Below are 22133 nucleotides of genomic sequence, written 5' to 3'. Positions count from 1 at the left end.
CGACGTCTTACTTTTGCGCTTGGAGCGCACATAAATGTGCGTTCAACGCACAAGGAGCACTCATGCCGTACTACCACTCCGTCGGCGCCGTTCCCCCGAAGCGGCACACCCAGCACCGCGACGAGGCCGGGAACCTCTACTTCGAGGAGCTCATGGGGGAGGAGGGCTTCTCCTCCGACTCCTCGCTGCTCTACCACCAGAACATCCCGTCGGCCGTGCGCGAGTACCGCACCTGGGAGCTGAACGACCAGTCCCTCGTGCCCAACCACCCGCTCATCCCGCGGCACCTGTCGACGCACAAGATCTTCGCGGAGGGTGCCACCGGCATCGACGCCGTGACCGGTCGTCGCCTGCTGCTCGGCAACGACGACGTACGGCTGGCCTATGTCGTGGCCGACGCGGTGAGCCCCTACTACCGCAACGCGCTCGGCGACGAGTGCCTCTACGTCGAGGCCGGCGCCGGCCGGGTCGAGACCGTGTTCGGCGACCTCGAGGTGGCGGACGGCGACTACGTGATCATTCCTCGGGCGACCACATACCGCGTCGTTCCGGACGGTGTGCTGCGGATCTACGCCATCGAGGCCAACTCCCACATCGGTCCGGCGCGCAACTACCTCTCGAAGCACGGGCAGCTCCTCGAGCACGCTCCTTTCTGCGAACGGGACTTCCGGCTGCCGGAGGGGCCGAAGGTGGTCGAGGGCGAGGACGTCGAGGTCTACATCAAGCACCGCGGACCGCATGGGATCGCCGGGACCGTGCACGTGCTGCCGCACCACCCGTTCGACGTGGTCGGTTGGGACGGCTGCCTGTACCCGTACGTGTTCAACATCCGCGACTTCGAGCCGATCACCGGCCGGATCCACCAGCCGCCGCCCGTGCACCAGGTCTTCGAGGGCAACAACTTCGTCATCTGCAACTTCGTGCCGCGCAAGGTCGACTACCACCCGCTCGCGATCCCGGTGCCCTACTACCACTCCAACGTCGACTCCGACGAGGTGATGTTCTACTGCGGCGGCGACTACGAGGCGCGCAAGGGCTCCGGCATCGGGCAGGGCTCGATCTCGTTGCACCCGGGCGGCCATCCGCACGGCCCGCAGCCGGGTGCGTACGAGCGCAGCATCGGTGCCGAGTTCTTCGACGAGCTCGCCGTCATGGTCGACACCTTCCGGCCGCTCCTCCTGGGTGAGGCCGGCCGCGCGACCGATGACGGCACCTACGCCTACTCGTGGGAGCGCAACCGGTGAGCTGCCCCGCGTCCCTGTTCGACACCCGACACCCCAAGGATCTCGTGTGACCACCATCAGCATTCCGGAGGGCTCGCTCTACGGCCTGGCCAACCTCCCCTACGGCGTCTACTCCGTCGCCGGACAGGACCCGCGGGTCGGTGTCCGGCTGGGCGACCACGTGGTCGACCTGGCGCTCCTGCTCGGCGACGACGTCTTCGCCACCGGCAGTCTCAACCCGTTCATGGCGCAGGGTCACGAGCGCTGGGTCGAGGTCCGCGCGTCGATCACGGAGAGGATCCAGGGCGACGTGCCGGATGCGGCGGTGCATGACCTCGGGGCGGTCACGCTCCACCTTCCGTTCGAGGTCGCGGACTACGTCGACTTCTACGCCTCTGAGCATCACGCCTCCAACCTCGGCCGGCTGTTCCGCCCGGAGGCCGCCGAGCCGCTGATGCCGAACTGGAAGCACCTGCCCGTCGGCTACCACGGTAGGTCCTCCTCGATCGTCGTCTCCGGCACCGAGATCGTGCGCCCGTCCGGTCAGCGGAAGGGTCCCGGCGACGAGGTCCCGGTCTTCGGCCCGTCCGTCCGCCTCGACATCGAGGCCGAGCTGGGATTCGTCGTCGGCACCGGGAACGCGATGGGGACCAGCATCCCCGCCGAGGATGCCGAGCGGCACATCTTCGGTGTGGTTCTGTTCAACGACTGGTCCGCACGCGACATCCAGGCCTGGGAGTACGTCCCGCTCGGCCCGAACCTCGGCAAGTCCTTCGCCTCGACAGTCTCGCCGTGGGTCGTTCCACTCCTCGCGCTGGACGCCGCGCGGGTCCCGACACCCGGGCAGGATCCCGCCGTCCTGCCCTACCTGCAGATGCGACGTCCGTGGGGCCTGGACATCGAGTTCGAGGTGGACTGGAACGGCCAGGTCGTGTCCCGGCCGCCGTACGCAGCGATGTACTGGTCGCCCGCTCAGATGCTCGCTCACCAGACCGTCAACGGCGCGCCCAGCCGTACCGGTGACCTGTTCGCCTCCGGGACGATCTCCGGCCCGGAGCGGGACCAGCGAGGCGCGTTCATCGAGCTGACCTGGGGCGGCGCCGAGCCGGTCGACGTCAACGGCGTCGCGCGCACGTTCCTGGAGGACGGCGACGAGATCGTCCTGAGCGCCACCGCGCCCGGCGCCGACGGCGCCCGGATCGGCTTCGGCGAGGCGCGTGGACGGATCGTGGGGAAGGCCTGACCGAGCCGATCGCAGGGCCGGATCAGGCAGACGTACGCCGCACCAGCTCGGGCGCGAAGACGACCCGCCGCGGGATGGTGGTGCCGCCGTCGAGCTGGGCGAGGAGGAGCCGGACGGCCTCCCTCGCCATGTCTCCTATCGGGTTCTTGACCGTGGTGAGCGGGGGAGTGGTGCGCTCGGCGATGCCGAGGTCGTCGTAGCCGACGACCGCGATGTCCTCGGGTACGCGGCGGCCGGCCCGGCCGAGCACGCGGAGCGCGCCCGCGGCCATCAGGTCGGAGGCGACCATCAGGCCGTCGATGTCCGGATGGTCTCGAAGCAGGATCTCGCAGGCGGCCTCGCCACCGTCCTCGGTGAAGTCGCCCTCGACGACCGCGTCGGTGGCGAGCCCGGCAGCCTCGAGTGCGGCTCGCCATCCGGCGGCCCGGTCGGTGCCGGCGCTCATGTCGATGGGGCCGGTGATGGTGCCGATGCGGCGGCAGCCGCGCTCGATCAGGATGTTGGTGACCTCGCGGGCACCGGCGACGTTGTCGGGATCGGTGTAGAAGACCTTCTCCGCGCCCGTCAACGGCCGGCCGATGAACGCGACCGGCAGCCCGATGGCCGCGAGGTGGTCGGCGAGCGCATCGTTGCGGTGGTGGGAGACGACGATCGCGCCGTCGACGTGTCCACCACGCAGGTAGCGCAGCGTCCGCTGCATCTCGTCCCCCGGCTGGGCGATCAGCAGCACGACCTGCAGGTCGCGCTGGGCGAGAGCCCGGGTCACGACGTGCAGGGTTCGGGCGAAGAACGGGTCGGCGAAGACGCGCTCGTCCGACTCGGGCACGACCATCGCGACGGTCTCGGTCCGTCGCGTCACCAGGGAGCGGGCGGCCGGGTTGGGGACGTAGCCCAGCGTCTGCACGGCCTCGGCCACGGCCCGGGCGGCCTTCGCCGAGACACGCGAGCCGCCGTTGATGGCGCGCGACGCGGTCGCCCGGCTGACACCAGCCAGCCGGGCGACCTCGTCGAGCGTGGGCATGTTCACGGGCGGGCCGGCACCCGGTTGTTGGCGGCGACGTCGGCGAACCAGAGGCCACTGTCCTTCAGGGTGCGCACCTGGGTCTCGAAGTCCACGTGCACGATCCCGAAGCGGTGCGCGTAGCCGTAGCTCCACTCGAAGTTGTCGAGCAGGGACCAGGCGAAGTAGCCGCGTACGTCGGCACCCTGCTCGATCGCGTCGAGGGTCGCACGCAGGTGCTCGTCGATGTAGTCGAGACGGGCGATGTCGTGCACTGCCCCGTCCTCGACCACGTCGTCATAGTAGGCGCCGTTCTCGGTGATGTAGATCGGCGGGGCACCGTATTCGTCGCTGAGCCGGGTCAGCAGCCGGGTCAGCCAGACCGGGTCGATCTCCCAGTCGCGGGCGGTCGTGGCGCGACCTGTGCGCGGGGTGACGAACTCGGCGCCGGGGTAGGGGTTTCCGCGCGGCATGTCGGAGTGGACGAGCCGGCTGCCCAGCACCTCGTCGGGGTCGATCTCGAACGGCTCTGCCGCGATGGCGTTGCCGAAGTAGAAGTTGATCCCCAGCACGTCGAGCGGCGCGGAGATGACCTCGAGGTCGCCCTCGAGCACCCAGTCCTGCCACGGACGGCCCTGGAAGGTCAGCCCGTCGGTGTCGCCGGCGAGGTCGTCGGCGTACTTGCCTCGGAACAGCGGCTCGAAGAACACCCGGTTGTGCAGGCCGTCGATCCGCCGGGTCATGTCGACGTCCTCGGGACGGTCGGCGTCGTAGGGGTCGACGACCGTCGGGTTGAGGGTGATGCCGAGGGACTTCCCGTTCTCCGGCGTCGCGCCGCGGCTGCGCAGCTCGTTGACGACGAGGCCGTGGCCGAGCATGAGGTGGTGCGCAGCGACGATGCCGGCGACACCCTCCTGGCGGCCCGGCGCGTGCTGGCCACCGGAGTAGCCGAGGAACGCCGAGCACCACGGCTCGTTCAGCGTCGTCCAGTTGTCGACCCGGTCGGAGAGCGCGTCGTAGACGGTCGTGGCGTACTCCACGAACCGGTAGGCGGTGTCCCGGTTGGTCCAGCCGCCCTGGTCCTCCAGAGCCTGCGGCAGGTCCCAGTGGTAGAGCGTGATCCACGGCGCGATCTCGGCCTCGAGCAGCTCGTCGACGAGACGGCTGTAGAAGTCGAGCCCCGCCTCGTTGACCTTGCCTCCGTCGGGCCGGATCCGCGGCCACGCCGTCGAGAACCGGTACGAGGCCAGATTGAGGCGCTTCATCAGCGCGACGTCCTCGGGCATCCGGTGGTAGTGGTCGCAGGCCACATCGCCGGTGTCGCCGTTGAGGATCGCTCCGGGAACCCTGGAGAAGGTGTCCCAGTTGCTCGGTGTACGTCCGTCCTCGTCGACCGCTCCCTCGATCTGGTAGGACGCGGTGGCAGCGCCCCAGAGGAAGTTCTCGGGGAAGGTGCGGGCGGGGTTTGTCGAGAGGGTCATCCCTTGACGGCTCCTTGCATGATGCCGGACACCAGGTGGCGGCCGGTGGCGATGAACAACAGCAGCAACGGGATCGTCGCCATGATGGTCCCGGCCTGGAGCAGAGCGAGGTCGCTCAGCCCCTGCCCGGGTGCGATCTTGAGCTTGTCGAGCGCGGTCTGGAGGGTCTGGACGTCGGAGTTCTGCAGCACCAGCAGGGGCCACATGAAGTCCGTCCAGACGCTCATGAACGTGAACAGCGCCAAGATCGCCATCGCCGGACGTGCTGCCGGGACGGCAACGGTCCAGGCGATGCGAATCTGAGAGCAGCCGTCGACGCGGGCCGCGTCGATCAGCTCGTCGGGGATCGCGTCGACGAGGTACTGCCGCATGAAGAACACCCCGAACGCGGTCACCAGCCACGGCAGGGTGACCGCCGCGAGGGTACCGTCGAGACCGAGGTTGCTGAACTGCTTCAGCATCGGCACCAGCGCCAGCTGGGTCGGGACCGCCAGCGTCATGACGATGAACGCCATCAGCGTGTTGGACCCCTTGAAGCGGAGCTTCGCGAACGCGTATCCCGCCAGTGTCGAGAAGGCCACCACCGAGAGCGCGCCGATGCTCGAGACGATGACCGAGTTGAGCAGCGCCGACCAGAAGTCGATCTGGTCGAAGACCCGCTTGGCGTTGTCGATGAAGTGACCGCCGGGCACCAGCGGGGGCGGCGACTGGAGGGTCCGCTCCTTGGTGACCGTGCCCATGACGTACGACCAGTAGAGGGGGAAGAGCGAGCCGAGGACGAACGCGGCGAGCAGCGCGTAGACCAGGAAACCCGGCTTGTTGATGCTGTGCGTCTTGGTGCGGGCACTCATCGGGCACCTCTGTTCTGGATCGCGCGGGTGACCAGGAAGTTGAGCAGGGCGATCCCGACGATGAGCAGGAACAGCAGCCAGGCCGCGGCGGCCGCCCGGGGATAGGGGTCGGTCGCGCTGTTGGCGGTGTTGAAGACGTACATCGTCAGGGTCTGGAACTGGTAGTTCGCTCCGCCCTGGTGCTGCAGGTTGGTGTCGAAGAGCCGCGGCTCGGTGAAGATCTGCAGACCGCCCATCGTCGAGGTGACGATCACGAAGATCATCGTCGGGCGGATCGACGGGAGCGTGATGTTCCAGAACTGGCGTGTGCTGCTGGCCCCGTCGAGGGAGGCCGACTCGTAGAGGTCGCGGGGGACCGCCTGCATCGCCGCCAGGATGATCAGCGTGTTGTAGCCGGTCCAGCGCCAGTTGACCATCGTCGCGATCGCCGTCCAGCTGGCGAATCGGTCGGTGTGCCAGCCGATCGGGTCGATCCCGATCGCGCCGAGCAGCTGGTTGGCGAGCCCGGACTTGTCGGCGAAGATCGCGCTCCAGATGAGCGCGGCCGCGGCGGGGGCGACGACGTACGGCAGCAGGACCGACATCCGCCACCAGGAGCGTCCGCGCAGGTTGGTGTCGAGGAGCGCCGCGATGAGTGTCGCGACGATCACCTGCGGCACCGAGGAGAGCAGGAAGATCCCGACGGTGTTGACCAGGGCCTTGTGGAAGACCGGGTCGGTGATGACGTGGACGTAGTTCGCCCAGCCGACCGGGTCACCGACAGAGCCGCCGAAGCGTGGCCAGGAGAAGAAGGACAGGTAGCCCGTGTAGAGCAGCGGGTAGAGGCCGATCGCCGCGAAGACGATGAAGAACGGCGCGACGAAGAGGTACGGCGCGTACTTCACGTCCCAGCGGCTGAGCCGCTGCCGCAGGGCCGAGGGGCCCTGCGACGAGCGGCTCGCCAGGGGAGATGTGTTGTGCATCTTCAGATCAGAGGTTGCCCACGGCCCCGACGAAGGTCGTCCAGGACTTCTCCGGGTCCTCACCCTCGTCGACACGCTGGATCGCGGTCTGGAAGAGGCCGAGTACGTCGGAGTACTTGTCACCCTTGAACGGGACGCCCGGGGTGACCGCGGCGGCCCGGTTGGTCAGGATCTCGGTGGTCTTGGCGTTGCCGAAGTAGGGGTCCTCGGCGTTCTCGGCCTGGAGGGTCTTCTGCGCCTCGAGGTTGCCCGGGAAGTTGCCGGCGGCCTTGGACGCGGAGACCTGCGACTCGGCGTTGGTCAGGTAGTCGGCGACCTCCTGAGCCTCCTCGGTGTGCTCGCCGCTGGCCGGGACGGCGAGGAACGAGCCGCCCCAGTTGCCGCCGCCACCCGGGAAGGCGTCAGCGATCGCCCAGCCCTTCACATCCGGCGCGGAGGACTTGATGTTGGCGAACATCCAGCCCGGGCACGGCATCGTCGCGAAACCGTCGTTGGTGAAGTTCGCCTGCCAGTCCTCGCCCCACTGGACGACCTTGGTGGACAGGGTCGGGGAGTACTTCGTGACCGTGTCGTAGACCGCCTTCAGCTCGTCGTTCTCGACGTTGACCTTCTGGTCCTCGGTCTGGAACGGGAACTCGACCTGGTTGAGCATGGCCTGCGCGACCGAGCCCGAGGCGTCGTACCACTTCGTCTCGGGGAGCTTCTTGGTGAACTGCTCGCCGGTCTTGAAGTAGGTGTCCCAGTCCTTGAAGAGGGCTGCGGCATCGGCCGGGTCGCTGGGGAGGCCGGCCTTCTCGAAGAGGTCGGCGCGGTAGCACATCGCCTCGGGGCCGATGTCGGTCGGGTAGCCGATCTGCTTCCCGTCGGTGGTCTGGCCGGCCTTGTAGGCGTATTCGACCCAGCGGCCGTCGAGCTCGGGGTCGGAGATGTCGGCGAACTGCTCGTTCGCGCCCTCGGCGAGCAGCGCCGCCATGGCGTCGCCCTCGACCGCGATCACGTCGGGCAGCTCGGTGCCCGCCTGGAGGGCCTTGGTCATCGACTCCTTCCAGGTGTCCCATTCGGCGATCTTGGTCTGCTTGATCTTGAAGGGACGCTCGGGGTCGGCGTTCCACTTCTCGATCTGCTCGTCGTAGCCGAACTCGCTGAAGGTGGTGATGGTGAGCGTGTCGTCCTTACCGAGAGAGGACTGCTCGTCGCCGTCGCCGCCACCGCAGGCCGTCAGGCCGGCGACGAGAGAGGCGACGGCGCATGCGGCCAGGGCGGTTCTGGGCCGGCGGTGCCAGGGCTTGGAGTTGTTGGACACGGGAGTGCTCCTGCACGTCTGTGTGGGGAGTGAGAGCGCTTCCACTCTCGGGACTAGGGAGAGTGTGAGTGTGCTCACAACTCTCTGTCAAGAGGCGCGTGAGTAACGATTTTGTTGTGGTGGGAGCGCTTCCACTTTATTAGTGAGAAATCACCGTCAGCAGGCGGGCGGTCTCGGCGGCCATGGCGTCTCGGCCCGCGCCGAGGTAGCGCCGTTGGTCGACCAGAGCAGGGTCGGCGCCAAGGGTCTCCCGCACGGCGGCGGTGAAGGCCTTGTTGAGCTGGGTGGCGACGTTGATCTTCGTCATACCGGCCGCGATGGCCGTGCGGAGCCCGTCGTCGCTGACTCCGGAGGAGCCGTGCAGGACCAGCGGTACGTCGACCGTGCGCCGGATCGCCGAGATCAGCGTCTCGTCCAGAATGGCGTCGCGGGTGGTCATCTTGTGGCTCGAGCCGACCGCGACGGCGAGGGCGTCGACCCCCGTGCCGGCGACGTACGCGGCCGCCTCGTCCGGGTCGGTGCGTACGCCGGGTGCGTGGACGCCGCTCTTGCCGCCGACCTCGCCCAGCTCGGCCTCGACGTGGGCGCCACGGTCGTGGCAGCGGCGCACGACGGCGGCGGTGCGGGTGAGGTTCTCCTCGTAGGTGAGCTGGGAGGCGTCGTACATCACCGAGGAGAAGCCGAGATCGACCGCGATCCCGACCAGGCGCTCATCGGTCGCGTGATCCAGGTGGAGCGAGATCGGCATCGTCGAGCCGGAGGCGACGGCGATCGCAGCCTGCGCCAGCGGCGCCAGGCCACCGTGGTAGCGCACCGCGTTCTCGCTGATCTGCACGATCACCGGCCGGTTCGCTGTCTCCGCCCCGGCCGCGATGGCCTCGACGGTCTCCAGGTTGATCGCGTTGAAGGCGGCGACTCCGCCGCCCTCCTGATAGGCCGAGCCGATGAGCGCGGCGGTGGTCGTGAGAGTCACTCGGCTCTCCTGTGGACGCTCGACGGTGCGGCGACCTGCGTACGCATCATGGTGGAAGTGTCGCAGGCTGAACACGACGAAACGGCCGCCGACCCGGAGGGGCGGCGGCCGTCGGACGAGCCGTTGTTACTTGTTGGCCTTGCGCGCTCGGCTCGCGATCTTCGCCCGCTCGTTCTGGTCGAGGATGACCTTGCGGATGCGGATCTGGTCCGGGGTGATCTCGACGCACTCGTCCTCGCGGCAGAACTCCAGGCACTGCTCGAGGGACAGCTTCTTCGGCGGGATCAGCTTCTCGAAGTTGTCGGAGGTGGCGGACCGGATGTTGGTCTGCTGCTTCTCCTTGGTGATGTTGACGTCCATGTCGTCCTGGCGGGAGTTCTCGCCGACGATCATGCCCTCGTAGACCTCGGTGGTGGGCTCGACGAAGAGGACGCCACGCTCCTGGAGCGAGGTCATCGCGTAGGCCGAGGCAGCACCGGCGCGGTCGGCGACCAGCGAGCCGTTGTTGCGCGAGCGGATCTCGCCGGCCCACGGGAAGTAGCCCTCGGAGATGTGGTGGGCGATACCGGTGCCGCGGGTCTCGGTGAGGAAGTCGGTGCGGAAGCCGATCAGGCCACGGGAGGGGACGATGAACTCCATCCGGACCCAGCCGGTGCCGTGGTTGGTCATGCCCTCCATGCGGCCCTTGCGGTTGGCGAGCAGCTCGGTGATCGTGCCGAGGAACTCTTCCGGGGCGTCGATGGTGAGGCGCTCGAACGGCTCGTGGAGCTTGCCGTCGACCTCGCGGGTGACCACCTGCGGCTTGCCGACGGTCAGCTCGTAGCCCTCGCGACGCATCTGCTCGACCAGGATCGCCAGCGCCAGCTCACCGCGGCCCTGGACCTCCCAGGCGTCGGGGCGGTCGGTCGGCAGCACGCGCAGCGACACGTTGCCGATCAGCTCCTGGTCGAGGCGGTCCTTGACCATGCGCGCGGTCACCTTGGCGCCCTTGACCTTGCCCACGAGCGGGGAGGTGTTGGTGCCGATGGTCATCGAGATGGCCGGGTCGTCGACGTGGATCAGCGGCAGCGCGACCGGGTTCTCCGGGTCTGCCAGCGTCTCGCCGATCATGATCTCCGGGATGCCTGCGACGGCGACGATGTCACCGGGGCCGGCCTCCTCGCCGGGCTTGCGCTCGAGGCCGTCGGTGATGAGCAGCTCGGTGATGCGTACGTTCTTGGTCTCTCCGTTGCGCTGCATCCAGGCGACGTTCTGGCCCTTCTTCAGGGTGCCCTGGTGGATGCGGACCAGCGCGAGGCGGCCCAGGAACGGGGAGGCGTCGAGGTTGGTGACGTGGGCCTGCAGCGGCGCGTCGGCCTCGTAGGTCGGGGCGGGGATGGTCTCGAGGATCGTGGAGAAGAGCGGCTCGAGGTCCTTGGAGTCGGGCAGGGTGCCGTTCTCCGGCTGCTCGAGGCTCGCCACGCCCGCCTTGCCGGAGGCGTAGATCACCGGGAAGTCGAGGGCGTCCTGGCTGTGGGAGTCGTCGAGCAGGTCCATGAAGAGCTCGTACGTCTCGTCGACGACCTCCTCGATGCGGGCGTCGGGACGGTCGACCTTGTTGACCACCAGCACGACCGGCATGTCGGCGTTGAGCGCCTTGCGCAGCACGAACCGGGTCTGCGGGAGCGGGCCCTCGGAGGCGTCCACCAGCAGCACGATCCCGTCGACCATCGACAGGCCGCGCTCGACCTCGCCACCGAAGTCGGCGTGGCCGGGGGTGTCGATGATGTTGATCGTCATCCCCTCGGGCGCGGACGGCCCGTTGTAGTGGATGGCGGTGTTCTTCGCGAGGATGGTGATGCCCTTCTCGCGCTCCAGGTCACCGGAGTCCATGACGCGGTCCTCGACCGACTCCATGGCGTGCTCGGAGAAGGCACCGGCCTGCTTCAGCATGGCGTCGACCAGCGTGGTCTTGCCGTGGTCGACGTGCGCAACGATGGCGACGTTGCGGAGATTGGCCTTGAGGATCTCGGACATGTGCGAAGCGGCTCGATTTCTGGCGCGGGACGGGACGCCTGATCTTATCCGCCGCGACCTCCTTGACCCGCATCCGGAGATGACGGTTGGCTGAACCCATGACCTCTCGGAATCACGTCTGCCACATCGTGCCCCCCTACCTGATGCGGCGGCTCGATCCCGGTCGTCTCGACCAGGACAACGGTTTCCGAGCTGCTCGGGCCGAGCACCTGACCAGGGTCCTCGCCGAGCTTCCCGCACCGGAGGCGAGCAGCACGGCCGCCGAGGCCGGCGACTGGACCGTCTACTCGGCCGGCAACGGCACCTACCTCCCCGGCGAGAAGGTCCGGGCCGCGGGCGAGCCCGAGTCCGGCGACGAGAGCGTCGACGAGGCCGCGGTCGGCATCACCGGCTCGCTGGCTCTCTTCGAGGAGGTCTACGGCCGCGACTCCTACGACGGGCAGGGCATCGAGGTCGTGATGACGGTCCACTACGACCGCGACTACGCCAACGCCTTCTGGGACGGCACCCAGCTGGTCTTCGGCGACGGTGACGGCAAGGTCTTCCAACGGTTCACCAAGGCCGTCGACGTGATCGGGCACGAGCTCTCCCACGCGGTCACCGAGCACACCGCCGGCCTCGTCTACCAGGGCCAGCCGGGCGCGCTCAACGAGTCGATGTCGGACGTGTTCGGCTCCTGTCTCAAGCAGCGTCTCCTCGGTCAGAGCGTCGAGGAGGCCGACTGGATCATCGGCGAGGGTCTCTTCACCGAGTCGGTCCAGGGCGTCGGCCTGCGGCACATGCTCGAGCCAGGCACCGCCTACGACGACCCCGAGCTGGGCAAGGACCCGCAGCCGGCCCACATGGACGACATCTACGACGGCACCGACGACAACGGCGGAGTCCACATCAACTCCGGCATCCCCAACCGGGCCTTCGCCCTCGCCGCCAAGGCGATCGGCGGCAGCTCGTGGGAGGGCGCCGGCAAGATCTGGTACGCCGCGCTCACCAACGGCTCCGTCACCACCGACACCGACTTCGCCGGGTTCGCGGCGGCCACCGTCGCCGAGGCCGGCGACCACGTGGACGCGGTCACGACGGCTTGGTCCGAGGTCGGGGTCACCCCGGCGTCCGGCGCGCCCGCGCCCGGCGGTGAGGCACCGACCGTGGTGAAGCTACGCCGCAGCGGCGGTTTCATCGGACGTACGCAGGAGGGGGTCGCCGAGCTTGCGCCCGGCGACGCGCAGGCGGCCACGGTGCGTGACCTGCTGGCCAACGCCGTCCCGTCGAAGCCGAAGGGCGCGGACCGCTACATCTACGAGTTCGAGGTGGACGGCCGGCGTACGGTCGTGCACGAGGGAGACATGACTCCCGAGCTGCGCGAGCTCGCCAACCGGATGCTCGAGCAGTAGACCGGCGGAGCTACTCGCCGAGGGCCTGGTTGAGGGCCGCCTCGACGTGCACGGTGATGGCGTCGAGGATGGGTACGTCGACATCGCTGGGCCGCACCAGAAGGCTGAGCTCGGAGGCACCGAGGATGACGCCGTCGGACCCGGCGTCCCACAGTTCGTGGACGACCTCGAGAACCCGCTTGCGCGACCCGGACACCACGTTCCGGTGGACGAGCTCCTCGTAGATGATCGAGTCGAGCAGCTCCACGTGGAGGGTGTCGGGCAGGTTCACGTCGACGCCGTGGTCGGAGATCCGCTGCGCGAAGAAGTCGTTCTCCACGGTGTAACGGGTGGCGAGGAAGCCGGCCTTGGTGATGCCGAGCTCCTTGGCCTTCGCGGCGAGCACGTCGGCCAGGTGCAGCACCGGTACGTCGACGGCGGCCGCCACCTCGTCGTAGACCTTGTGGAAGGTGGTGGTGCACAGCAGGATGAAGTCGGCGCCACCTGCCACGACGCTGCGCGCAGCGGCGACGAGGATGTCGGCGACCTGGTCCCAGGCCTCCTTCTCCTGCAGCGCCGTCAGCTCGGCCAGGTCGACAGAGGCCAGCACGATCTTGGCGGAGTGAAGGCCGCCGAGCCGCTCCTGGACACCCTTGTTGAGTCCCTCGTAGTAAGCGGCAGTGCTTTCCCAGCTCATGCCGCCGATGAGTCCGATCGTCTGCACTGTTCGAGTGTGACACCGTCGGCTGCCGCGTACTGAATCCTCGGCACCCCTCTGACCTGGTCCAGACCAGGTCAGAGGCCGGATCGGAGGTCGGGCTCAGCTCTCGCGGTGCACCTTGTGCGGGGCGGCCTGGGCACGCGGCTTGATGACCAGCTCGTCGATGTTGACGTGAGCCGGGCGGGTCGCCATCCAGACGATCGCGTCAGCGATGTCCTCGGCCACCAGCGGGTCCGTGACGCCCCGGTAGACGGCGTCGGCCGCGGCCTGGTCGCCCCCGAGACGTACGAGCGAGAACTCCTCGGTCTGGACCATTCCTGGCGCGATCTCCATGATCCGCACCGGCTTGTCGACGATCTCCAGACGCAGCGCCTCGGTGACCGCACGGGTGCCGAACTTGGCCGCGTTGTAGCCCGCACCGCCCTCGTAGGCGCGTCGGCCGGCGATCGAGCCGACGTTGATGACCGCTCCGGCACCGGATGCGATCAGTGCCGGGAGCAGCGCCTTGGTCACCCGGGTCAGGCCGATCACGTTGACCTCGAACATCGCCTGCCACTTGGTCAGATCGGCCTCGGCCACCTGGTCCACGCCGAAGGCGCCGCCGGCGTTGTTGACCAACAGGTCGAGACGGTCACCGACCGCTTCGGCCAGCGCGGCGACGGACTCCTCGGAGGTGACGTCCGTCGCCACCGCGGTGCCGCCGATCTCCGCGGCCAGGGCCTCGATCCGGTCGGTCCGGCGAGCAGCGAGGAAGACGTGGTAGCCCTCCTTGGCGAGCCGGCGGGCGGTGGCGGCCCCGATCCCGCTCGAAGCGCCGGTGACGACAGCGTTCTTGGAGACGGCGTTCTTGGAAGGCACGCAGCCATTCTCCCGTGGGTCGCTCGGCATCGGGCACCGGGTCCCACGATCGAAGATGATTCCCGCCGCCGGGAATGATGTCCGACTCTCGCGTGTTGAGAGACCAGACCACAGGCGTACACACAAAGGGGCAGGGATGATCCACCGCGTGGCGATGGTCAGTCTGCACACCTCTCCGCTGGACCAGCCGGGCACCGGCGACGCCGGGGGCATGAACGTCTACGTCCTCGAGCTCTCCCGGCGGCTGGCCACGCAGGGCATCGCCGTCGACATCTTCACGCGCGCGACCTCCTCGCGCCTGCCGCAGGTCGTGGAGGCGTACGACGGGGTGGCGGTCCATCACGTCCACGCCGGTCCCTTCGAGGGACTCGCCAAGGGCGACCTGCCGGGGCAGCTGTGCACGTTCGCGCGCGAGGTGCTGCGTGCCGAGGCGTCCAACCCGCCCGGCTACTTCGACGCCGTGCACTCCCACTACTGGCTCTCCGGTCAGGTCGGGGCGCTCTCCCGCGACCGCTGGGGTGTGCCGCTGGTCCACTCGATGCACACCATGGCCAAGGTGAAGAACGACGCGCTCGCCGAGGGCGACAGCCCCGAGCCGGAGGCCCGGGTGATCGGCGAGGAGCAGGTCGTCGAGGCGGCCGACATGCTGATCGCCAACACCGACCTCGAGGCAAAGCAGCTGATCAACATGTACGACGCGGAGCCAGGTCGCGTCGCCGTCGTCCATCCCGGGGTCGATCTGCGCGTCTTCCGTCCGCGCGGGCGCGCCGCCGCGCGGTCCGCGCTCGGACTGCCGGCCCGGGCTCACGTGCTCCTCTTCGCCGGTCGCATCCAGCCGCTCAAGGCTCCCGACGTACTCCTGCGGGCGGCCGCCGTCATGCTCGCCCGCGACCCGTCGCTGCGCCGTTCGCTGGTGGTGCCGATCGTCGGGGGTCCCTCCGGCTCCGGGCTGGAGCACCCGACCGGGCTGGCCGATCTCGCCGCTGAGCTGGGGATATCCGACGTGGTCCGGTTCGTCCCGCCGGTGCGCCAGGACGAGCTCGCGCTCTGGTACTCCGCCGCCTCCGTCGTCGCCGTCCCCTCCTACAACGAGTCCTTCGGTCTGGTCGCCGTCGAGGCCCAGGCCTGCGGCACCCCGGTCGTCGCGGCCGCGGTCGGCGGCCTGACCACGGCGGTGCACCACGGTCGCAGCGGGCTCCTGGTCGACGGGCACGACCCGGCCCGGTGGGCCGACGCGCTCACCAACGCCGTCGCCTCCCACTCGCGCTGGTCGGCGCTGGCCGACGGCGCGCGCGAACACGCCCAGGACTTCTCCTGGGATCTCACCGCACGCAATACGCTCGAGGTCTACGAAGAGGCCAAGATGCTGATGCGTGAGGAGCTGACAGCGTGAGTGGTGCGCAGGGTGAACGCGAAGATGTCGTACGCGGCTGGCTGAAGTCGAACGACCTGACCTGGGACGAGACGGCGCTGCCGAGCGGGGACCTGGTCTTCTCGTTCTCGCTCCCGGGGGAGCGCAAGCTGCAGACGCCGGTCCGGCTCGACCTGGGCCAGCACGCGTTGGGCGTGCACGCCTTCGTCTGCCGCCGTCCCGACGAGAACTTCGAGAACGTCTACCGCTGGCTGCTCGAGCGCAATCTGCGGCTCTACGGGGTCGCCTTCGGGATCGACCGGCTCGGCGACATCTATCTCGACGGCCGGCTGCCGCTGGCGATGGTCTCGAGCGCGGAGCTCGACCGGTTGCTCGGCTCGGTCCTGACGTACGCGGACGAGTCCTTCAACACCATCCTCGAGCTCGGCTTCGCCTCCTCGATCCGCAAGGAGTGGGAGTGGCGCAAGCTGCGCGGTGAGTCCACCGCCAACCTCGAGGCGTTCCGTGGCTGGCTCGAGGACGGCGAGGATCAGGCGAAGGACTAACGCGGCTGGCGGCGGGTGATCAGCACACCCGCGATGCACATCGCGCCGCCGACGAAGGCGAGCGCGGGCGGCACCTCGCCGAGCACCAGCCACGCCATCAGCGCGGTGATGAACGGCACCAGGAACGTCGACTGCGCGAACTTGCCCGCGTCGGAGTGCGAGAGCGCGTAGGCCCAGGTCACGAAGGCCAGGGCGCTCGGGAAGAGGCCGAGGTAGACGATCCAGCCGAGGTTGGCGACGCTGATGTCGGGGATCGTGGTGACCAGCTCGCCCGACCAGGGCAGGCAGACGACGAGGCCGGCGACGGCGTACCAGAACGTCAGCAGCAGCGCGCTCATCGTCGGCAGCAGCTTCTTCTGCGTCAGCACCCCGACGGCGAAGGTCATCGCCGCGACCAGGGAGAGGACGACGCCGATCCAGTCGCCGGTGTCGCCGTTGGCCGAGGCGCGCCCGATCAGGACGACCCCCGCGAACCCGACGCCGGTGCCGATCAGGATCCAGCGGTGGATCCGCTCCTTGAGGACGAGCCCGGCCAGGAGCGCGACCACGATCGGTCCGACCTGGATGATCAGGGCGGCGGTGGCGGCGTCGATGCGCCGCTCGGACTCGTTGAGCGCGAGGTTGTAGATGCCCAGCCACGACGCGCCGCCGAGCGCGATCAGCGGCCACTCCTTCTTGGTGGGCAGCCGGAACCCGCCCTTCAGCGCGAGGTAGGCACCGAGCGCCGCGACCATCACGATCAGCCGTCCCAGCGACAGGCTTCCCGGCGGAACGGTGTCGCCCAGGTGCCGGATCCCGACGAATGCCGAGGCCCACAGCACCAGCGTGACCCCGCACGCCACCAGCGGCTTCCAGAGCGGTGTGGTCGTGGCCGGGGCCGGGTCGATCGTCGTCGTCACGGTAAAAGGCTAGAGACACATGCGCATTCGGGCGAGCGGATATCGGCCAACGATGTCCGACATCCCGCCATCTCGTCCCCGCCGAGGCGTCAGGTGCGTCGGCCGAGACGTCAAGTGCGTCGGCCGAGACGTCCGATGCCGCCCACTCGGCCGACCGGGGTGACGCCTCGGCCGACGGGGGTGACGCCCCGGGTGGGTGTCAGCCGCGGAAGGTCCGTCTGTACGCCGACGGGGTGATGCCGAGGGCGGCGTGGAAGTGGAGGCGGAGGGACTGGGCGGTGTTGAGGCCGCAGCGGGCGGCAACCTGCTCCATGCTCAGGTCGGTGGTCTCGAGGAGGGTGCGAGCGAGCTCGATGCGCTGGCGTTGGAGCCAGCGACCGGGGGAGTCGCCGGTCTCGTCGCGGAACCGCCTGGTGAAGGTACGCACCGACATCGAGACCTGGGACGCCAGCGCCTCCAGGGTGAGCGGCTGGTCGAGATGAGCGAGTGCCCAGGCGGTCGCCGCCGAGATGCCGGTGCTGCCCGGCGCAGGCGCGGGGTGCCGGATGAACTGCGCCTGGCCGCCGTCGCGGTGCGGAGGCACGACCGTCACGCGGGCGACGCGGTTGGCGACGGCGGCGCCGTGGTCGCTGCGTACGACATGCAGGCAGAGGTCCACGCCGGAGGCCACGCCGGCCGAGGTGAGGATGTCGCCGTCGTCGACGAAGAGTACGTCAGGGTCCAGCTTGACCTGCGGAAACAGGGCCCGGAAGTCGTCGGTGTGCGCCCAGTGGGTGGTCGCGGGACGACCGTCGAGGAGTCCCGCGGCGGCGAGTGCGAAGGCGCCGGTGCAGATCGACATGATCCGGGTGCCGGGGCGGATCATGTCCAGCGCCTCCTTCAGCGGCGCCGTCAGCACCCCGTCGGAGACCGTCGGGTAGTCGCGGCCGAACTTCGGGATCACCACGGTGTCGGCCTCGGCGAGGGCCTCGGGTCCGTGCGGGGCGAGGACCACCAGGTCGGAGTCGGACTGCACGGGTCCGGGCCCGTCGGTGGTGCAGGTGACGACCTCGTAGAGCAGCCGGTCCTGGCTGTCGCGAGCCTTGCCGAAGATCCGGTGCGGGATGCCGATCTCGAACGGGATGAACCCGTCCTGGATCAGCACCGCGACCCGGTGCGGAGAAGGAACCAGTACGTCACCCATGGCTGGATCTTACCGATAGATGTCAATCAGGCCACTGTCAGTCTGGACGCGCGCCGAGGAGGATCATCTCCATGACCCTTCGACAGGCTCAGGGCGATGCCCAGACGACGACCCCGCCGCCTGCCGGCCGTACTTCTGCACGCCGCCCCCGGATCCACCCCGCCTGGTGGGTGGCCGGCATCGCGTTCGTGACCATCGTCGGAGCCGCGGCCTTCACCGCGGCCCCCGGACTCCTGGTCGGTCCGCTGCACGAGGAGTTCGGCTGGTCGCGCGGGATGATCGGGGCCGGGATCACGCTGCAGCTCGCGCTCTACGGCCTGACCGCGCCGTTCGCCGCGGCGCTGATGGACCGCTTCGGCATCCGTCCGGTGGTCGCCGTCGCGCTCACCATGATCACCCTCGGCTCGCTCGGCACGGTCTGGATGAGCGAGTCGTGGCAGTTCGTGCTCGGCTGGGGCGTACTGGTCGGCGGGGGCAGCGGCTGTATGGCGCTCGCCTTCGGCGCCACGATCACCACCCGATGGTTCGACAAGCGGCAGGGTTTGGTCAGCGGCCTGCTGACGGCCGGCGGCGCCTCGGGACAGCTGATCTTCCTGCCGGTGCTGGCGGTGCTGATCGGGGAGTTCGGCTGGCGGGCCGCCTCGGTCACGATCGCCCTGGTCGCCGCCGCCGTCATCCCGTTCGTGCTCCTGCTGCTCCGCGACTACCCGGCCGACGTCGGCCGGGCGCCCTACGGCGCCTCGCAGATCGTGCCGCGGCCCGCGCCTGCGACCGGCGCCGCGCTACGGACCGTGCGAGTGCTCGGGATGGCGATGCGTACGAAGGCCTTCTGGCTCCTCGCCGGCGCCTTCGCGATCTGCGGCATCACCACGAACGGGCTGATCAGGACCCACTTCGTGCCTGCCGCACACGACCACGGCATGGCCACGGTCGCGGCTGCCTCGCTGCTCGCCGTGATCGGCATCTTCGACGTCGCCGGCACGATCTTCTCCGGCTGGCTCACCGACCGCTTCAACCCGGTGGTGCTGCTCGGCGTCTACTACTCGCTGCGCGGGATCTCGCTGATCTTCCTGCCGATGCTGCTCGCGCCCGAGGTGCACATCCCGATGGTGTTCTTCATCGTCTTCTACGGCCTCGACTGGGTCGCCACCGTGCCGCCCACGCTCGCCCTCTGCCGCGAGATCTGGCCGGAGGACGCCCCGATCGTCTTCGGCTGGGTCCTCGCCTCCCACCAGGTCGGCGCCGGTCTGGTCGCCTGGGTCGGCGGCGTCGTACGCGATGTCACCGGGTCCTACGACCTGGTCTGGTACGCCGCCGGCGCGATGTGCGCCGCTGCCGCGCTGATGTCGCTGGTCGTGCCGCGGGCGCCGGCCGCGGTTCAGCAAGGTATGTAGAGAAACCGTCGCTTCCCAAGCGGAGTTCCGCGTGGGAAGCGACGGTTCGGCTGCATACCTAGACGAACATCCACCCGGCCTCACAGATCGAGCTTGTAGCCCAGCCCTCGCACCGTGACCAGGAACTTCGGCTCGGACGGGTCCGGCTCGAGCTTGGCGCGCAGACGCTTGACGTGTACGTCGAGGGTCTTGGTGTCACCGACGTAGTCGGATCCCCAGACGCGGTCGATGAGCTGGCCGCGGGTGAGCACCCGGCCGGGGTTGCGCAGGAACATCTCGAGGAGCTCGAACTCCTTGAGCGGCAGGCGCTGCTCGTTGCCGTCGACGGTCACGACGTGGCGCTCCACGTCCATCCGGACCGGTCCGGCCTCGAGCGTGGCAGGGGCGGCGTCGGGCTCGGTGCCACGGCGTAGGACGGCGCGGATGCGGGCGACGAGCTCGCGCGGCGAGTAGGGCTTGGTGACGTAGTCGTCGGCACCGAGCTCGAGGCCGACCACCTTGTCGACCTCGTCGTCCTTGGCGGTCACCATGATGACCGGGACCGACGAGGTGGCCCGGATCTGCCGGCACACCTCGGTCCCGGAGAGACCGGGAAGCATCAGGTCGAGCAGCACGATGTCTGCCCCGTTGCGGTCGAACTCCTTCAGAGCGTCGGTGCCGTCCTCGGCGACGGCGACCTCGAAGCCCTCCTTGCGGAGCATGTAGGACAGCGCCTCGCTGTAGCTGGCTTCATCTTCGACGACGAGTACCCGGGTCACGGGCGTTCCTCCTTGCTTGTGCCGGACTGCCCGGCAGTTGGTAGGTGCTGGGGCAGGGTGAGGGTGAAGGTGGACCCCTGACCCTCCTGCGACCACACCTTGACCTCGCCACCATGTGTGGCGGCGACGTGTTTGACGATCGAAAGGCCGAGACCGGTGCCGCCGGTGGAGCGGTGGCGGGCCGGGTCGACGCGGTAGAAGCGCTCGAAGATCCGGTCGATCTCCGTCGACGGGATGCCGATGCCCTGGTCGACGACGGAGATCTCGACCGAGCCGTCGGTCGCGCGGGTCGAGACGGTCACGGTCGAGCCGGGGTCTGAGTAGGCGACCGCGTTGGAGACCAGGTTGGTGACCGCGGTCGAGACCTGCTCCTCGTTGCCGAAGACGTGCAGCCCGGCGGTGCCGGCGCCGACCACGTTGATGTTCTTGGCGTCGGCATCGACGGTCGAGCTGTCGATCGCGGAGACGATGACCTTGTCGACGTCGACGGCGACCGGTGCCTCCAGCGGCTCGTCGCCCTGGAGCCGGGAGAGCTCGATGATCTGCTGGACGAGCTCGGTCAGGCGCTCGGACTCGGTGATCATCCGGTTGGAGAAGCGGCGTACGGCCTCGGGGTCGTCGGAGGCCTCGGTGACCGCGTCGGCGAGCACTCGGATGGCGCCGACCGGGGTCTTGAGCTCATGGCTGACGTTGGCGACGAAGTCGCGGCGTACGGCCTCGACGCGGCGCTCGCGGGTGCGGTCCTCGACCAGGGCGAGGGTCAGGTGGGTGCCGAGCGGGGCGACGCGGGCGGTGACGTGGCGCGAGGCCCCGTTGGCTCGCGAGATCACCAGCTCCGTCTCCCGGATCTGGCCGTCACGACGCACGCCGTGGACGAGCTCGGTGAGCTCGGGGGAGACCAGGGAGGTGCCGCGAACCAGGCCCAGGGCGTACGCCGGGGCGCTGGCCTTCAGGACGGTGTCGTCCTCGTCCACCACGACCGCGCTGCTGCGCAGCACGGAGAGGACAGCCGCCACCTCGGAGGGAACCTTGGGAGGCTCCACCTCCGGGGTCCGCTGCCGGGAACGCTCGCTCATCGCCCACGCAAGCACCGCCGCTCCAGCGACGACGGCGCCGAGGAGCGCAGCAAGAAAAGCCTGCGTCGTCGAGTCCACACGATCAGGGTAATCCCATCAAACACCCAAACTACGCCTGTGGACGCCTTCGCGCCGAACGTTCACCATGGGTTCACTCGCGATGAAGATCCGTACATGTCGGGTGTCTAGGATCAGGTTCATGCGCGCTGCTTTCCACGACGACCTCGATGCCATCTTCACCGATCTGACCAGTGTCTGTGAGCTGGTGTCGGTGGCCGTACGCGACGCCACCATCGCTCTTCTCGAGGCCCGCAACGACCTCGCCGAGCAGGTGATCGACAAGGATGTCGAGATCGACGACGCCCGCGAGCGCATCGAGGAGAACGCCCTCGAGCTGCTCGGTCTGCAGTCCCCGGTGGCCGGCGACCTCCGCGTCGTCGTGGCCGCACTGCGGATGATCTCCGACCTCGAGCGGATGGGCGACCTCTCGGTCCACGTTGCCAAGATCGCCAGGCTGCGTATGCCGAACAAGGCTGTTCCCGAGCTGGCCCAGCAGACCATCGCCAAGATGGCCGAGATCGCCCAGCAGATGGTCGAGCGCACCTGCGAGATCCTGCGCAGCCGCGATGTCTCGGCCGCTGCCGACCTGGTCGCCGACGACGACGAGATGGACCGGCTGCGGCGCAAGTCGTTCGCCGAGCTGCTGGGCCAGGAATGGACCCACGGCGTCGAGCCCGCCGTCGACGTGGCCCTCCTGGGGCGCTACTACGAGCGCATCGCCGACCACGCCGTCACGGTGGCCAACCGGGTCGTCTTCGTGGTCACCGGCGAGACCCCCACCGACTCCTGAGACGCCGAGTCGGCCCTTCCTGACGCAAAATCCGCCGAGTCAGCTCGTCAAGACG

General features: G+C 68.9%; 20 protein-coding genes. 7 read left to right on the top strand and 13 right to left on the bottom strand.

Annotated features, from left to right (window positions below):
- The first annotated feature begins 62 nt into the window (after positions 1-62).
- Positions 63-1244: a homogentisate 1,2-dioxygenase gene (locus ACFVDI_RS19900; RefSeq protein WP_378908792.1), complete on the top strand. Its 1182-nt coding sequence runs from the start codon at positions 63-65 to the stop codon at positions 1242-1244.
- A 46-nt stretch (positions 1245-1290) separates the two neighbouring features.
- On the top strand, positions 1291-2466 hold the full coding sequence (gene fahA, locus ACFVDI_RS19895) for a fumarylacetoacetase (protein WP_378908789.1): 1176 nt from the start codon (positions 1291-1293) through the stop codon (positions 2464-2466).
- Positions 2467-2488: 22 nt separating this feature from the next.
- Here the strand turns inward: fahA and ACFVDI_RS19890 are convergent, their stop codons facing one another.
- The 7 genes from ACFVDI_RS19890 to typA form a co-directional block, all read right to left on the bottom strand.
- The gene (locus ACFVDI_RS19890; protein WP_378908917.1) at positions 2489-3487 is read right to left on the bottom strand and encodes a LacI family DNA-binding transcriptional regulator; all 999 of its coding nucleotides are present in this window, start codon (positions 3485-3487) and stop codon (positions 2489-2491) included.
- Between the two features lie 2 nt (positions 3488-3489).
- Positions 3490-4947 (bottom strand): glycoside hydrolase family 1 protein, encoded by a 1458-nt coding sequence (locus tag ACFVDI_RS19885; RefSeq protein WP_378908787.1) that lies wholly within the window; start codon positions 4945-4947, stop codon positions 3490-3492.
- Positions 4944-5798 carry a carbohydrate ABC transporter permease gene (locus ACFVDI_RS19880; protein ID WP_378908784.1) on the bottom strand — a complete coding sequence of 285 codons (855 nt, stop codon included), beginning with the start codon at positions 5796-5798 and terminating at the stop codon, positions 4944-4946. The genes ACFVDI_RS19885 and ACFVDI_RS19880 overlap by 4 nt, the downstream gene beginning before the upstream one ends.
- Positions 5795-6760, bottom strand: coding sequence for a carbohydrate ABC transporter permease (locus ACFVDI_RS19875; RefSeq protein ID WP_378908779.1), 966 nt, complete (start codon positions 6758-6760; stop codon positions 5795-5797). Before ACFVDI_RS19875 ends, ACFVDI_RS19880 begins: the two co-directional genes overlap by 4 nt.
- A gap of 7 nt (positions 6761-6767) precedes the next feature.
- Positions 6768-8063 (bottom strand): extracellular solute-binding protein, encoded by a 1296-nt coding sequence (locus ACFVDI_RS19870; RefSeq protein WP_378908776.1) that lies wholly within the window; start codon positions 8061-8063, stop codon positions 6768-6770.
- A 139-nt stretch (positions 8064-8202) separates the two neighbouring features.
- Positions 8203-9036 (bottom strand): ketose-bisphosphate aldolase, encoded by an 834-nt coding sequence (locus ACFVDI_RS19865; RefSeq protein WP_378908774.1) that lies wholly within the window; start codon positions 9034-9036, stop codon positions 8203-8205.
- A 126-nt stretch (positions 9037-9162) separates the two neighbouring features.
- The gene (gene typA / locus ACFVDI_RS19860) at positions 9163-11052 is read right to left on the bottom strand and encodes a translational GTPase TypA (protein WP_378908770.1); all 1890 of its coding nucleotides are present in this window, start codon (positions 11050-11052) and stop codon (positions 9163-9165) included.
- 98 nt (positions 11053-11150) lie between these two features.
- On the opposite strand from typA, the gene ACFVDI_RS19855 reads away from it, so the two are divergent.
- The gene (locus ACFVDI_RS19855; RefSeq protein WP_378908765.1) at positions 11151-12443 is read left to right on the top strand and encodes a M4 family metallopeptidase; all 1293 of its coding nucleotides are present in this window, start codon (positions 11151-11153) and stop codon (positions 12441-12443) included.
- 10 nt (positions 12444-12453) lie between these two features.
- Here ACFVDI_RS19855 and ACFVDI_RS19850 read toward each other — a convergent pair whose 3' ends face one another.
- On the bottom strand, positions 12454-13146 hold the full coding sequence (locus ACFVDI_RS19850) for an aspartate/glutamate racemase family protein (protein ID WP_378908761.1): 693 nt from the start codon (positions 13144-13146) through the stop codon (positions 12454-12456).
- A gap of 96 nt (positions 13147-13242) precedes the next feature.
- Positions 13243-14031: an SDR family NAD(P)-dependent oxidoreductase gene (locus tag ACFVDI_RS19845; protein ID WP_378908757.1), complete on the bottom strand. Its 789-nt coding sequence runs from the start codon at positions 14029-14031 to the stop codon at positions 13243-13245.
- A 106-nt stretch (positions 14032-14137) separates the two neighbouring features.
- Here ACFVDI_RS19845 and mshA point away from each other — a divergent pair, with 106 nt between their 5' ends.
- Together mshA and ACFVDI_RS19835 are read left to right on the top strand one after the other, a co-directional pair.
- Positions 14138-15394 (top strand): D-inositol-3-phosphate glycosyltransferase, encoded by a 1257-nt coding sequence (mshA, locus tag ACFVDI_RS19840; RefSeq protein WP_378908753.1) that lies wholly within the window; start codon positions 14138-14140, stop codon positions 15392-15394.
- Positions 15391-15918, top strand: coding sequence for a YbjN domain-containing protein (locus ACFVDI_RS19835; RefSeq protein WP_378908744.1), 528 nt, complete (start codon positions 15391-15393; stop codon positions 15916-15918). Before mshA ends, ACFVDI_RS19835 begins: the two co-directional genes overlap by 4 nt.
- On the opposite strand, the gene ACFVDI_RS19830 is transcribed toward ACFVDI_RS19835, so the two are convergent.
- Both ACFVDI_RS19830 and ACFVDI_RS19825 read right to left on the bottom strand, forming a co-directional pair.
- The gene (locus ACFVDI_RS19830; protein WP_378908738.1) at positions 15915-16817 is read right to left on the bottom strand and encodes a DMT family transporter; all 903 of its coding nucleotides are present in this window, start codon (positions 16815-16817) and stop codon (positions 15915-15917) included. The genes ACFVDI_RS19835 and ACFVDI_RS19830 overlap by 4 nt on opposite strands.
- Positions 16818-17016: 199 nt before the next feature.
- Complete coding sequence (locus ACFVDI_RS19825; protein WP_378908730.1) at positions 17017-18000, bottom strand: GlxA family transcriptional regulator; 984 nt, start codon at positions 17998-18000, stop codon at positions 17017-17019.
- 71 nt (positions 18001-18071) lie between these two features.
- Here ACFVDI_RS19825 and ACFVDI_RS19820 point away from each other — a divergent pair, with 71 nt between their 5' ends.
- Positions 18072-19394, top strand: a complete 1323-nt coding sequence (locus tag ACFVDI_RS19820; protein ID WP_378908725.1) for an MFS transporter — start codon at positions 18072-18074, stop codon at positions 19392-19394.
- Between the two features lie 80 nt (positions 19395-19474).
- On the opposite strand, the gene ACFVDI_RS19815 is transcribed toward ACFVDI_RS19820, so the two are convergent.
- Together ACFVDI_RS19815 and ACFVDI_RS19810 are read right to left on the bottom strand one after the other, a co-directional pair.
- Positions 19475-20152: a response regulator transcription factor gene (locus ACFVDI_RS19815; RefSeq protein ID WP_008360778.1), complete on the bottom strand. Its 678-nt coding sequence runs from the start codon at positions 20150-20152 to the stop codon at positions 19475-19477.
- The gene (locus ACFVDI_RS19810) at positions 20149-21306 is read right to left on the bottom strand and encodes a sensor histidine kinase (RefSeq protein WP_378908720.1); all 1158 of its coding nucleotides are present in this window, start codon (positions 21304-21306) and stop codon (positions 20149-20151) included. The genes ACFVDI_RS19815 and ACFVDI_RS19810 overlap by 4 nt, the downstream gene beginning before the upstream one ends.
- A 121-nt stretch (positions 21307-21427) precedes the next feature.
- Here ACFVDI_RS19810 and phoU point away from each other — a divergent pair, with 121 nt between their 5' ends.
- Entirely contained in the window at positions 21428-22078 is a 651-nt protein-coding gene (gene phoU / locus ACFVDI_RS19805; protein ID WP_378908717.1) for a phosphate signaling complex protein PhoU, read from the top strand.
- The last annotated feature ends 55 nt before the right edge of the window (positions 22079-22133 follow it).

It is taken from the genome of Nocardioides sp. NPDC057767 (genome assembly GCF_042798275.1).
Lineage (GTDB): Bacteria > Actinomycetota > Actinomycetes > Propionibacteriales > Nocardioidaceae > Nocardioides.
This window is presented reverse-complemented; position numbering and strand designations above follow the sequence as displayed.

Bases quoted from the DNA above. Each gene is read 5' to 3' on its own strand.
- ACFVDI_RS19900 (WP_378908792.1), top strand. From the start codon at position 63: ATGCCGTACTACCACTCCGTCGGCGCCGTTCCCCCGAAGCGGCACACC.
- ACFVDI_RS19890 (WP_378908917.1), bottom strand. From the start codon at position 3,487: ATGCCCACGCTCGACGAGGTCGCCCGGCTGGCTGGTGTCAGCCGGGCG.
- ACFVDI_RS19885 (WP_378908787.1), bottom strand. From the start codon at position 4,947: ATGACCCTCTCGACAAACCCCGCCCGCACCTTCCCCGAGAACTTCCTC.
- ACFVDI_RS19880 (WP_378908784.1), bottom strand. From the start codon at position 5,798: ATGAGTGCCCGCACCAAGACGCACAGCATCAACAAGCCGGGTTTCCTG.
- ACFVDI_RS19875 (WP_378908779.1), bottom strand. From the start codon at position 6,760: ATGCACAACACATCTCCCCTGGCGAGCCGCTCGTCGCAGGGCCCCTCG.
- typA (WP_378908770.1), bottom strand. From the start codon at position 11,052: ATGTCCGAGATCCTCAAGGCCAATCTCCGCAACGTCGCCATCGTTGCG.
- ACFVDI_RS19855 (WP_378908765.1), top strand. From the start codon at position 11,151: ATGACCTCTCGGAATCACGTCTGCCACATCGTGCCCCCCTACCTGATG.
- ACFVDI_RS19845 (WP_378908757.1), bottom strand. From the start codon at position 14,031: ATGCCGAGCGACCCACGGGAGAATGGCTGCGTGCCTTCCAAGAACGCC.
- mshA (WP_378908753.1), top strand. From the start codon at position 14,138: ATGATCCACCGCGTGGCGATGGTCAGTCTGCACACCTCTCCGCTGGAC.
- ACFVDI_RS19825 (WP_378908730.1), bottom strand. From the start codon at position 18,000: ATGGGTGACGTACTGGTTCCTTCTCCGCACCGGGTCGCGGTGCTGATC.
- ACFVDI_RS19820 (WP_378908725.1), top strand. From the start codon at position 18,072: ATGACCCTTCGACAGGCTCAGGGCGATGCCCAGACGACGACCCCGCCG.
- phoU (WP_378908717.1), top strand. From the start codon at position 21,428: ATGCGCGCTGCTTTCCACGACGACCTCGATGCCATCTTCACCGATCTG.